The following is a 13,625-nucleotide window of genomic DNA, read 5'->3' as shown; positions in this document are numbered from 1 at the left end:
TTGTATCTCATTTGGATATTTACTAACAATAATCACAGGATAAGCATGCTCGATCCCAATTTACTGCGTACGGAGCTAGACGCGGTTGCTGAAAAACTGGCTCGCAGGGGTTTTACCCTTGATGTGGAAAAGCTGCGTGAATTAGAAGAACGCCGCAAAGTTTTACAAGTTGAAACTGAATCCCTGCAAGCAGACCGTAACTCGCGATCGAAAACCATTGGTGCCGCTAAGGCACGTGGTGAGGATATTGAGCCTCTGCGTCAGGAAGTTAACCTGTTAGGCGAAAAATTGGATGCTGCTAAGCTCGCATTAGATAAGCTGCAACAAGAAATCCGTGATATTGCACTAAGTATCCCGAATATGCCTGATGATGCTGTTCCTGATGGCAAAGATGATTCAGATAACGTCGAAGTTGCTCGTTGGGGTGAGCCTCGTCAATATGACTTCGAAGTTAAAGATCACGTCAGCCTTGGTGAGTTAGCGGGTGGGTTAGATTTCCCTGCTGCGGTAAAACTGACTGGTGCACGTTTTGTGGTGATGAAAGGGCAAATTGCTCGTTTACACCGTGCATTGGCACAATTCATGTTGGATTTACATACTGAGCAGCATGGTTACCAAGAGCTGTATGTTCCTTATTTGGTTAATCATGACACCCTGTATGGTACCGGCCAATTACCAAAATTTGGGGAAGATCTATTCCATACTAAGCCACTGGAAGAAGAAGCTGAAAGTACTTATGCATTGATTCCAACAGCAGAAGTACCAGTGACTAACTTAGTGCGTGACGAAATTTTAGATGAAGATGTTCTACCATTAAAAATGACGGCACATACGCCATGCTTCCGTTCAGAGGCTGGTTCTTATGGTCGTGATACGCGTGGTCTGATCCGTATGCACCAATTTGATAAAGTTGAATTGGTTCAAGTCGTTCATCCAGAAAAATCGATGGAAGCATTAGAAGAGTTGACTGGCCATGCGGAAAAAGTGCTGCAATTACTGAAGCTACCTTATCGTAAAGTCATTTTATGTACAGGTGATATAGGTTTTGGATCTCGTAAAACCTACGACTTAGAAGTCTGGTTACCGGCTCAAAATACTTATCGTGAGATTTCATCATGTTCTAACATGTGGGATTTCCAAGCTCGCCGTATGCAAGCTCGCTTCCGTAGCAAAGGTGATAAGAAAACTCAGCTGGTTCACACTTTGAATGGTTCAGGCCTTGCTGTAGGTCGTACTTTAGTTGCGGTACTGGAAAATTACCAGTTAGCAGATGGCCGTATTGAAGTGCCAGAAGTATTACGTCCGTATATGAAAGGGCTAGAGTATATTGGTTAATTAATTCATATTGGATTAATTACAAATAAAATCGCCACTAAAAAGTGGCGATTTTTTTATATATTAAAACTCAATTAGCTAATAATTGAATTTTGTTGTGATGCTTGGTTATTGCTATGTGTTTGAGCAAAGAACAGACTGCGATAGCTAGTGTAGTAACCGACATACATAATAGGGAATGTGATTAACAGACCTAGCCCTAATGGAATTGCGGAAATGAACATAATAATTGCCAAGACAACAAAGAATAGGATACCCGGCAGAATGTTTTTGCTAACCGCTTTTAGGCTCGCAGAGATAGCTGCACCTACTTTAAAATCATGATTCATGATTAATGCAGGAGCAAACCAAGTCATTGCAGCGCCAACTAAACCAGCAACTGCCATAATAACAAAAATATAGAAGAATGAACCACTTAGAGCCATAATTGTTTCAGGAGAAACTTGGCCACCTTGACTCATTTCTAACATGATGCTAAGTAATGCTGTGCCACCAATCATAATAGCAATAATGCCACCGATTAATGAAATACCGAAATTAATCGCACCTACAGCAAATAGAGCGCCGAATTTTTGTTGGAACCCAGCAAATAATAATCCGATTTCAACTTCACCTGTTTTGCGTTGTTTTTCACTAATCGCAATAATGCCACCAATTAAAATTGGGGTGATAAATGAAACGAAAAAGTTGATAAATGGGATCATCGATACAACCAGTATAACGGCAAAGAAAATAATGTTGATAAGAACCCACATACCTAATTTTTCTTTCACCATTGCCCAAGCTTGGCTGATCCAATTAATCCCTTCGCCAGCATCTACAGCACGCGGCTCAGTAAGAAAAATTGAAGTATCAACTTGATTCGGTTGGTTTTGAGAAGGAACCGGTGCATTTTGTGAATCGAAATTTTCACTATTCATGATCTAGTATTAACCCGTAATTTATAGAGAATTAGCAATATATTATTATTGAAACTAGTTTAGTTAAAAAAACAAAAAATCAAAATATAGATAACAATTTATTATGCAAATAAATTCATATCATTCAAAGCAGACTATTCTGGTAACTGCTTTATTGTATGTATCTTCTTGTCAGACAAAAATAAATTAGGTTATCTTTTGAGAATAGGATATTGAAAAGAAGGAAATAACTATTATTTTTGAATAGATAAAATATATTATCTGGATTGATTTGTACGATGAGAAGTAGGAAGGTCAGATAAAGGAATGACTTGTTATGGAAAATCACGGCTCTATACCTTAATAGAGCCGTAATACTTAACTAATAGAGGACTTTGTGACCATAGCTCTCAAGGATGTTTTTAACGCGTTCCATCACCTCTTTTGATGGTGGTTTAACACCATCTAACTTGTACTCTTCACCCATAGTTTCCCATTTGTGTTTGCCTAATTCATGGTATGGGAGTAGCTCAATTTTTTCGATATTTTTCATGTCTTTGGTAAATTCACCAAGTAAATGCACAGAGTGATCATCATCGCTCCAACCCGGAACGACAACATAACGAACCCATGTTTTTTGATTGCGTTTAGCAAGGTAGCGGGCGAACTCAAGTGTACGATGGTTAGACACACCGACTAATGTTTGGTGGATTTCATCATTGAGTTGTTTTAAGTCGAGCATGACTAAATCAGTGACTTCCATTAGCTCATCGATAACCGGATCATAGCGGCGAACAAAGCCATTCGTATCGAGGCAAGTATGGATATTTTGTGCTTTACAAGCTCGGAACCAGTCGCGAACAAATTCAGCTTGTAGAATAGCTTCTCCGCCAGATGCGGTGACGCCACCACCTGTTGCATTCATAAAATGGCGATAGGTCACCGCTTCTTTCATTAATTCATCAACGGTAACGATTTGGCCTGTATGGGTATCCCATGTATCGCGGTTATGGCAATACATACAACGCATTAGACAGCCTTGAAAGAAGACGATAAAACGGATCCCCGGTCCATCGACGGTTCCACATGATTCAAACGAGTGGATACGACCAAGCGTCGCTGGTGGTGAGGTTGTTGAAATATCAAGAGTTGGGATGGTTGTTGTAGTTGTCGACATAGCAGGAACTCCAAAAATATCCGTCATACTTCAAACCGCAGAAGGCTGGTTATATTCAACTATCCGAATCAATACTCACGTAGACTCATGGGATAACTTTACTTGTTTTTAGTTTAGAAGAATGGCTTAAAGTATTCAGGTTTAATTCTAAAAAAGCCCCATGAGGTGGGGCTTTTTAGTTATTTTAATTGATTTACTAATCTAATTATTACATTGAACTGGTGAAAGTACGAGTAATAACGTCTTGCTGTTGCTCTTTAGTCAATGAGTTAAAGCGTACTGCATAGCCTGAAACACGGATAGTGAGCTGTGGATATTTCTCTGGGTTTTCCATTGCATCTAACAGCATTTCACGGTTCATGACGTTAACGTTCAGGTGTTGGCCACCTTCGATAGAGGCTTCATGGTGGAAATAACCATCCATTAGACCCGCTAAGTTCGCTTTACGTACATCATCATCTTTACCTAATGCATTTGGTACGATGGAGAAGGTATAAGAAATACCATCTTTCGCGTAAGTAAATGGCAGTTTAGCAACTGAAGTCAGTGAAGCAACCGCACCTTTTTGGTCACGACCGTGCATTGGGTTAGCACCTGGTCCGAATGGCGCGCCAGCACGACGACCATCTGGGGTGTTACCTGTTTTCTTACCATACACAACGTTAGAGGTGATGGTTAAGATAGACTGAGTTGGTACTGCGTTACGGTAAGTGTGCAGTTTCTGAATTTTCTTCATGAAACGTTCAACTAGGTCGCAAGCAATATCATCAACACGAGAGTCGTTGTTACCAAATTGTGGATATTCACCTTCGATTTCAAAGTCAACAGCAATGCCGTCTTCATCACGAATTGGTTTAACTTTTGCGTATTTGATAGCAGACAGTGAGTCAGCTGCAACTGACAGACCCGCGATACCACATGCCATTGTACGATACACATCACGGTCATGCAGAGCCATCAATGCAGCTTCATAGCTATATTTGTCATGCATATAGTGAATAATATTCAGTGCGGTGACATATTGAGTCGCTAACCAATCCATGAAGTGATCCATACGATCCATCACAGTATCGAAGTCAAGAACTTCATCCATGATTGGTGCATGTTTAGGACCAACTTGCATTTTCAGTTTTTCATCGATACCACCGTTGATGGTATACAGCATAGTTTTCGCTAAGTTAGCACGAGCACCGAAGAACTGCATTTGTTTACCAACAATCATTGGGCTCACGCAACATGCGATAGCGTAGTCATCGTTGTTAAAGTCAGGGCGCATCAAATCATCGTTTTCATACTGAACTGATGAAGTATCGATTGACACTTTAGCTGCAAATTTTTTGAAGCTTAGAGGCAGTTTTTCTGACCACAGGATAGTCATATTAGGCTCTGGTGAAGGGCCCATGGTATAGAGTGTGTTCAGGAAACGGAAGGTGTTTTTGGTCACCAATGTACGACCATCAAGACCCATACCTGCGAGTGATTCTGTCGCCCAAATTGGGTCACCAGAGAACAACTCATCATATTCAGGAGTACGTAGGAAACGTACCATACGCAGTTTCATCACCAAGTGGTCAATCAGCTCTTGCGCTTCTTGTTCAGTCAGTTTGCCTGCTTCAAGATCACGTTGGATATAAACGTCTAAGAAGGTTGAAACACGACCGAATGACATTGCTGCACCGTTTTGTGATTTAACGGCAGCTAAGTAACCGAAGTAAGTCCATTGAACGGCTTCTTGGGCATTGGTTGCAGGGCCAGAGATGTCATAGCCATATTTTGCAGCCATCTCTTTGATTTGACCAAGTGCGCGATGCTGTTCAGCAATTTCTTCGCGCAGTTGGATGGTCATTTGCAGATCGTCACCTTTCTCTAATTTTTCTTGCAGAGAGGTGAATTGATTAAATTTGTCTTTCATCAGGAAATCAATACCGTACAGAGCAACACGACGGTAGTCACCGATGATACGACCACGACCATAGGCATCAGGCAGACCGGTTAAGATACCTGATTTACGGCATTTTAGGATGTCTGGGGTATAGACATCGAAAACACCTTGGTTGTGAGTTTTACGGTATTCTGTAAAGATTTTTTTCAGGCTTGGATCTAAAGTACGATCGTAAGCTTTGCATGAGCCTTCAACCATTTTGATCCCACCGAATGGGATAAGACCACGTTTCAGAGGTGCATCAGTTTGCAGACCAACGATTTGCTCTAAATCTTTAGCGATATAGCCCGCATCATGGGAAATGATCGTTGATGCAACATCAGTGTCAAAATCAACGGGTGCATGAGTACGGTTTTCAATTTTGATACCTTCCATGACTTTTTCCCACAACTTATCAGTTGCTGGAGTAGAGCCTGCTAAGAAAGATTCATCACCTTCATATGGAGTATAGTTTTTCTGGATGAAGTCACGTACATCGACGTTATCCTGCCAGTTACCTTGGTTAAAACCTTGCCATGCTAAAGCGAATTTTTCATTTAATTCTGACATGATACTTTTACCTTTTAACAATGGATCTTTTAAGGATCTTAATAAATCTTTTCGTGTGTATTAGTGGCTATTAATGTTTTTGACCACTACGTAAATGCATGAACCAATAAATCAGACCAACTAACAGTGCTCCGCCAATGATATTACCGATAGTGACGGGGATCAGGTTGTCTGTAATAAAATTGCTAACGGTCAGTTGAGAAAATTGCTCTGGAGAGACGCCAATTTGAGCCCAATACTCGATAGGTGCAAATTCTTTGATCATAATACCTAACGGGATCATAAACATGTTAGCGATGCTATGCTCAAAACCGCTAGCAACGAACATGGCGACAGGGAGCACGAGTACCAATAGTTTATCGGCAAGGCTACGACCTGAATAACTCATCCAAACAGCTAAACAAACCATTAAGTTAGCTAAAATACCCAAGCAAACGCCTTCAATAAAGGTATGGTGTAATTTGTGGTCTGCGGTTTGCAGTACATTTAGACCCCATTGCCCATTTGCTGCGGTATATTGGCCGGCAAACCAAATCAGGGCAACAAAAAACAGTGCGCCAATCAAGTTACCAATATAAACATTGAACCAGTTTAGGAACATCTGTCCCCAAGTGATCCTGCCTGTTGCTTTTGAGACTATCGTCAGTACCGTGGAAGTAAATAAATCTGCACCACAAACGACGACAAGCATTAATCCAAGAGAGAAGCACACGCCACCAATTAATTTAGTAAAACCAAATGGGGCTGTTTGCGCACCGGTAGTCGCAGTAATATAAAAAACAAATGCAATGGATATAAAGATACCGGCAGTGAATGCTGACAAGTAAGTAATTGCGGGATGTTTGTTGGCTTTGTAGACACCAGAGTCATCCGCTACTTGAGCCATTACAGCAGGAGGCAAAAGATTAAAAGGGTTGTCAGCTTTCATACTAACACTCTCTTACAAAGTTGATTAATTATAGCACGCAATCATAGTAACAAACGGTATAACTGAGAAATTTGATATGGATCATGAACTCTTGCAAGTTACCGCTATTGTTTGTTAATAAAACGTAAAAAATAGGATTATCTTTTTGATTTTATTGGTTTAAATAAATTTTAAAATTTATAAAAAATTTTTATATTGTAGAGCTGAACTCAAAAAGAAAGTAAATAAATGGGATGAATTGTTATCCAAATATTAAAAAATATCGTTTACTTTTAATTAATTTAATTTATGAAAAGATAATGGCCCACAGGCCATTATCGAAAAAAGATTAAATATACGAAAAACTAAGCGTTTTCACGTTTTGCTTTTTGTAATTTTTCATAAGCAGCCAATAGGGCTTGGTGAGCTGGCAACGCTTTTAACTCATCATCAATTGACCACAAACCATAGAAACTGGCTTCTCCTACCAATGCAGCTGATGCGGCATCAACGGCCGCTTGGCCATACATACGCACAAATGCAGTGTAGTATTGTGATATGTCACGCTGTTCTTCTTGGCTTAATAACAGCAATGTTTGTAAGCAACGATAATAATTAGCACGTTCAGCCGTAAACACTGAACTATTAAAGTCTTGTGTCCATTCAACCCAAGCAAGTGCTTGGTCAAGATCACCACCAGCAAGTGCTAGCATTGATTTCAATTCACCAATACGTAGGTTGCTCCAACCGTTATCTTTACCGACTGCGAGGCCGAGTAACTCACGCACACGCGTGAAATCATCAAGACCTTCGTCATCGAGTTGCTCAATCAAAGCAAGGTAATCTTGTTTTTCCCATTGGCTGTCAGGAAGATTGATGATAGTTTCACGTAGATGTGCTCCCATCGCATTGTTTGCAATATGCAGATCCTCAACAGGGTAAATATCTGACATACCTGGTACTAATATACGGCATGCATACACACCGAGATGGTTGTAATCAGCAATATAAACTTCCGCATCTAATTGCTTGAAGATAGCCATTAATGTGGAAAACTCTTCTTGGGTAGTGCCTTTGAAGCTCCAATCAGCAAATTCATAATCGGCATCATCTTTAAATAGATCCCAACTGATAAGGCCACTTGAATCGATAAAGTGCGTTTCTAAGTTAGTATGTTCAGCCACTTCTTCGTCATCAAAAGTTGGGGCATTGAACACATCCAGATCTTTTAATCCACGGCCTTGCAGCAATTCAGTGACTGTACGCTCTAATGCAACACCAAAATCAGGGTGAGCACCAAAAGAAGCAAAGCAGGTACCATTCTGAGGATTAAATAAAACCACACAAATGACAGGGAATTGACCACCAAGTGATGCGTCATAGCAGAAAATTGGGAAACCTTCATTTTCTAATGTCTCGACCGCTTCAACAACTGATGGGTAACGTGCCATCACTTCAGCTGGGATCGCCGGTAAACTGATACTTTCTGCAATAATACGATTTTTAACAAATCGTTCGAAAACTTCAGATAGACCTTGAACTCGGGCTTCATTTGGCGTGTTACCTGCGGACATTCCGTTAGAAACATATAAATTGCCAATGATATTCATCGGAATATAGACAGTTTGATTATCAGACTGACGAGTAAAAGGTAGTGCACAAATGCCTCGTTCTTCATTACCTGATTGCAAATCAATTAATTGGCTACCTGCTAACGCATTGTCTGGATCATAAAATTTACGTAAACGTGAGTCCAAAATACCTTCAGGTAATGCGTCATCTTCAGTTAAAGGGAACCATTTTTCATTTGGATAGTGGACGAAATCACCTTCAGCGATCGATTTACCTAAATAGAAATCAGCAAAGAAGTAGTTAGTTGATAAACGCTCAAAATATTCACCAAGCGCTGAAGCCAAAGCCGCTTTTTTACTAGCTCCCTTACCGTTGGTAAAGCAAAGAGGACACTCTTTGTCACGGATATGCACTGACCAAACATTGGGTACAGGGTTCAGCCATGAGGCTTCTTCAATATCGAATCCTAGCTTTTTCAATTTAGTTTGAAATGCATCGATGGAGACTTCAAGGGCGGCATCTTTGCCAGGAATAAATGTTTGGCTCATAGGTCTATGACTTATTTAGTTTGAGGGAGGAATAAGCAACTATGATACGGATTTTTGTATTATATCTCACGCAAAATTATCTGATTGTCAGCAATTTCATCTAAAATAATAAGCGTCATCACGGAAATACTGTTCTAATTCCACATAATAACTGTAGTTTATATAAATGGGAGTTATATGATGAAACTTAACAACAAAGTATTACTGGCAACAGCTATCTCTCTTTCACTATGCACAGGAGCGGCATTTGCACTACCCAATATCACAGTGTTAGCCACAGGGGGAACCATTGCTGGTGGGGGGGATTCGTCAACATCATCGAGCTATCAAGCAGGAAAAGTGGGGATCGATGCGCTGATTAATGCAGTTCCAGAGATGAAAAAGCTAGCTAACCTTAGTGGTGAACAAGTAGTTAATATCGGTTCCCAAGATATGAATGACCAAGTTTGGTTAACGTTAGCAAAAAAAATTAACCAAGAGTGCGATAAAACAGATGGTTTTGTGATCACTCATGGTACTGACACACTTGAGGAAACGGCTTTTTTTCTTGATCTCACGATATCTTGCCAGAAACCTATTGTACTCGTTGGTGCGATGAGACCATCAACGGCACTTGGGGCTGATGGCCCGTTAAATCTTTACAACGCAGTTGTACTGGCCACAGATCAATCTGCGGGGGAGCGAGGCGTGCTGATGGTGATGAATGACAAAGTCGTTCAAGGGCGTGATGTGGTTAAAATGAGTACAACTGAAGTGCAAGCCTTTGACGCAGTTAACGCTGGGGCACAAGGTTTTATTCATGATGGCAAAGTGACATTTTATAAACCTGCAATACTACGAACCAGCAAAGCCACTTTTGATGTGAGCAAATTAGATAAACTGCCTAAAGTCGATATTATTTATAATTATTCCAATGCATCAGCTGCACCCATTAAAGCATTACGAGAAGAGGGGGTTGAAGGCATTGTCAGTGCAGGGGTTGGTAATGGCAACATGTATAAAACAGTTTTCGATGCTTTAGCTAATGCAGCGAAAGAGGGAATTGTTGTCGTTCGTTCAAGCCGTGTACCTACAGGGTATACAACGCGCAATGCTGAAGTTGATGACAATTTATACGGTTTTGTGGCATCAGAACGTTTAAATCCACAAAAAGCACGCGTTTTATTACAATTAGCGCTAACGGAAACTAAAAATCCTCAGCAAATCCAAGCATTATTTGAAAAATATTAATCTGTAATTATTTGAGCATAAATAAGGGATATCCCTTATTTATGCAGTTTAAATTTTTAAAGGTGAGGTTCCGTGATCCGATTCGCCACAATATTTGCCGTGATGAATGCAAATAATGGTACAAATGAAAATATTACAAATAACCATATTGCCGCAGACTGTGTGCCTTCAATGCCTCCCGGAGAAGAAAGACCAGCAAGGTTTGCTATCATTCCTGCTAAAGAAGCGCCAAAAGCAGTTGAAAATAGTTGTAATGTGGTGATTGCTGAGGAGGCTTTTTGAGACTCAGAACCAGAAGAAACTTGTAGTACTCTAGCTAATAAATGCGGCCATGCGGCACCAATACTAGCCCCTGTTATAAATAACATTGAGCAAATTACCCAAATTTGAGCGGATGCGATATAAATTGTTTTTGTCATAAATAGAGTCAGGATGACTAGGCTGCCCAAGGTGATTAACGGTGTAAAACGAATAACTTTAGTTGTGACAGTCGGTTTAAGCGATGAAGAAATAATTGCAGCACTTGACCATCCTGCTCCCACTAAAGCGGCTAGGTAACCAGATATCAACGGAGCAATATCATGTAACATTTGCAGAAAATAAGGGACGAATACTTCGGTTTGTACACTTAAACCTAATAATGCCATGGTGAGATAAATGGGGGCTAATTGAGCCGATAAATGGAATGTTCCACTGGGAAATAACGTATTAATACCTCGGCGTTCAATAACTGCTAGCCTTACACATAAGAGTATTGCTAGAAACATGCCACCAATAGGAATAAGTTTGTCTTGGCTCAAACTACCGATGGAAATAGCCAGTACTGCAGTAGAAAGAAGCAATAATGCTTGTAAGGGGATGGGTTGTTGTGGGCAACTCTCATTCGGATTTTTGGCTGGTAATACTTTTAGTGTTAGCCACAAATAAGGGATCCCAACCAATACTAGGCACCAAAAAGCCCCTCGCCAAATATCATACTCAGCAAAAATCCCTCCTAAAGCAGGGCCTAATAATGTTGCCATTCCCCACATACTCGACATCATCCCTAATACGCGAGACCACAAGTGCCGAGCAAAAACAATGTGCACCATTGAATAAGAAAGTGTGAGTAAAATACCACCACCAGCACCTTGGATAATTCGCCCAAGTAGCATGATTGGCATAGATGGTGTCATAGCACAAATCACGGAGCCAATTAAAAAAATGAGAGTGGCAAGCCCATAGCTTTTTTTAGGTCCTAACCGATTAAGTATTCGAGAAGTGAGTGCTGATAAAATAATTGAAGACAGGATAAATAGAGTGGTATTCCATGCATAGAAATCAATGCCACCAATATCGCGAACAACGGATGGTAGTGTTGTAATTGTAATATAGACATTAATTGCATGAAGACAAATACCACCCGATAGAGCGAGTGTTAAGCTAAGATTTTTGCCAGTAAGTAAACTACGCCAACCTTCTTGCTGATGTTTATCCATATCTACTCAATATAAATAATCTTGATTTATTTCCTTCAAGCGGCCGCTGTTGTATTTTTTATGTCCGTCATGAGGCTGTGTTTTTACTAATGGTGATATCAAACTGTGCTAAGAGATTTGTTAAGAGTCACTCACTAAGATTAAAGCTATTTTATTGAAAGACAAAATATTTACTTAGCTTATTTTAAAATAAATAACTATTTACCCACTAAAGCAGTTTTGTTGCAACTTATCAAGTTTGACTGAAACGATTACATCCAAAGAATGTTATTTTTTATATTGAAATAAGTATGTGTGGGCTTATTTCATGGCGTGTTTTATCTAAATTTAACCATTAATTTGGGATATTAATACTATTTATATAATGATTAATAACAATTAATGCTAGTAATGAACAAAAAAATTAATGTGTCTTAGCTCATGTTTTAGGAATAAATACACTTTTCACCTTGATAATTCGCGTCGCGAAAAATAGGCTAAGTAGGAATGCGTATTTTGTTTTGGCATTAATCATTACCTAATGAGCTACTACTAAGATAATAATTTAATAATAATATAAAAAATTAGAGGAAATACCGAATGGTTAATAAAAGTGTCAATTATGGCAGGGGGTTGCTCGTACTAAAAATAGCCATAGCCTTGGCTCCTATCAGTTATCCATCAATCAGTTTTGCTGAGCAATTCCTTGATGATTCAACGCTTAAAGGAGGGCTTTATTATTGGCAACGTGATCGTTCAAGAAAAGAACTGTCCCCCGATAGTGATAAATATAAAAAGTATGTCGATAACCTTAAACATTCTACTGTAAACGCTAGCCTCGATTTTTCTTCTGGCTATTTTCAAGATGTGATTGGGTTAGATTTAGCTGCGTTTACTGCCATTGAGTTATCAAATAGTGGTCCCGCAGCTCCCAATGAGATCGGCTTTAGTGACGCGAAAACGCGATGGGATGAAAAATGGACTGGCGATCGCAGTGGCGTGAGTGTTTATAAAGCCGCAGCGAAAATGAAATATGGGCCCTTTTGGGGGCGAGGAGGGTATATCCAACCAACGGGGCAAACACTACTTGCATCTCATTGGAGCTATATGCCAGGTACTTACCGTGGCTTTGAGGTCGGTGCAGCATTTGATTTCGAACAAAATGGTGCACTGAGCATGTCATATATGTGGACAGACCGCTATAAAGCACCTTGGTATCGTGACATGTATAATTTCCGTGAGGCTGATGGGCAAACAGGGATTAGCTACCTCCAGTCTATTGGTTTTAAATACGATTTCAAAAACTCATTCGTTCTTGAAGGTGCTTATGGCCAAGCAAAGGATTACATGGATCAATATTTTGCTAAGGCCTCTTATGCGCTTCCTATTGCATCCCGCGATCTTCGTATGTCATATCAATTCTATGGTGCCAAAGACAAAGTGTCCGATGGTGGTGTGAATGATGTTTACGATGGTTTAGCTTTTTTACAAGCAGTGACGTTAGGGTATACCTATGACCAATTTGATTTTCGTTTAGAAGGTACTTATTCCAAAGCAAAAGGAAATCAAGGTTATTTTTTACAGCGGATGACCCCCGGCTATGCAACGTCGAATGGGCGTTTAGATATTTGGTGGGATGGACGTTCAGATTATAACGCGAATAATGAAAAAGCGGTTTATGCGGGTGTTATGTATGATTTAGCTAATTGGGATCTTGCTGGCTGGAAAATCGGAACATCTTATATTTATGGATGGGATGCTAAACCAAGTACTAATTCTCAATATGCCCAAGATGTAAAATTAAGAGAAAGCGCTTGGAACTTTGATATTTTATATACCGTGCAAACGGGTAGAGCTAAAGACACTTTATTTAAATTACATTTTACTAAATATGATAACCATACAGATATTCCAAGTTATGGTGGCGGGTTTGGTAATATATTCCAAGATGAAAAAGATATTAAGTTTATGGTTATGATGCCATTTACTATTTTTTGATAGCAGGGTCA

General features: G+C 39.8%; 8 protein-coding genes and 1 pseudogene. 3 read left to right on the top strand and 6 right to left on the bottom strand.

Annotated elements, in window-relative coordinates:
• Positions 1-45: 45 nt before the first annotated feature.
• On the top strand, positions 46-1,335 hold the full coding sequence (gene serS, locus M1E96_RS14715) for a serine--tRNA ligase (protein ID WP_272581008.1): 1,290 nt from the start codon (positions 46-48) through the stop codon (positions 1,333-1,335).
• Positions 1,336-1,409: 74 nt separating this feature from the next.
• Here serS and M1E96_RS14710 read toward each other — a convergent pair whose 3' ends face one another.
• From M1E96_RS14710 to ycaO, 5 genes are all read right to left on the bottom strand, one after another.
• On the bottom strand, positions 1,410-2,255 hold the full coding sequence (locus tag M1E96_RS14710; protein ID WP_070924909.1) for a BPSS1780 family membrane protein: 846 nt from the start codon (positions 2,253-2,255) through the stop codon (positions 1,410-1,412).
• Between the two features lie 361 nt (positions 2,256-2,616).
• On the bottom strand, positions 2,617-3,411 hold the full coding sequence (gene pflA / locus M1E96_RS14705) for a pyruvate formate lyase 1-activating protein (protein WP_070924908.1): 795 nt from the start codon (positions 3,409-3,411) through the stop codon (positions 2,617-2,619).
• A 208-nt stretch (positions 3,412-3,619) separates the two neighbouring features.
• Positions 3,620-5,902: a formate C-acetyltransferase gene (gene pflB / locus M1E96_RS14700; protein ID WP_369427193.1), complete on the bottom strand. Its 2,283-nt coding sequence runs from the start codon at positions 5,900-5,902 to the stop codon at positions 3,620-3,622.
• Between the two features lie 70 nt (positions 5,903-5,972).
• Entirely contained in the window at positions 5,973-6,830 is an 858-nt protein-coding gene (gene focA / locus M1E96_RS14695) for a formate transporter FocA (protein ID WP_070924906.1), read from the bottom strand.
• 344 nt (positions 6,831-7,174) lie between these two features.
• Positions 7,175-8,929 carry a 30S ribosomal protein S12 methylthiotransferase accessory factor YcaO gene (gene ycaO / locus M1E96_RS14690; RefSeq protein WP_272581007.1) on the bottom strand — a complete coding sequence of 585 codons (1,755 nt, stop codon included), beginning with the start codon at positions 8,927-8,929 and terminating at the stop codon, positions 7,175-7,177.
• Positions 8,930-9,109: 180 nt separating this feature from the next.
• Between ycaO and ansB the strand changes: the two genes are divergently transcribed.
• Positions 9,110-10,159 carry an L-asparaginase 2 gene (ansB, locus tag M1E96_RS14685; RefSeq protein ID WP_369113975.1) on the top strand — a complete coding sequence of 350 codons (1,050 nt, stop codon included), beginning with the start codon at positions 9,110-9,112 and terminating at the stop codon, positions 10,157-10,159.
• A 56-nt stretch (positions 10,160-10,215) separates the two neighbouring features.
• Here ansB and M1E96_RS14680 read toward each other — a convergent pair whose 3' ends face one another.
• On the bottom strand, positions 10,216-11,637 hold the full coding sequence (locus M1E96_RS14680; RefSeq protein WP_349485652.1) for an MFS transporter: 1,422 nt from the start codon (positions 11,635-11,637) through the stop codon (positions 10,216-10,218).
• Between the two features lie 651 nt (positions 11,638-12,288).
• Here M1E96_RS14680 and M1E96_RS14675 point away from each other — a divergent pair.
• Positions 12,289-13,614: pseudogene (locus M1E96_RS14675) on the top strand (OprD family outer membrane porin); the annotation flags it as partial.
• Between the last annotated feature and the right edge of the window lie 11 nt (positions 13,615-13,625).

The organism is Providencia sp. PROV236, from assembly GCF_033676985.1.
In the GTDB taxonomy this organism is placed as follows: domain Bacteria; phylum Pseudomonadota; class Gammaproteobacteria; order Enterobacterales; family Enterobacteriaceae; genus Providencia; species Providencia manganoxydans.
This window is presented reverse-complemented; position numbering and strand designations above follow the sequence as displayed.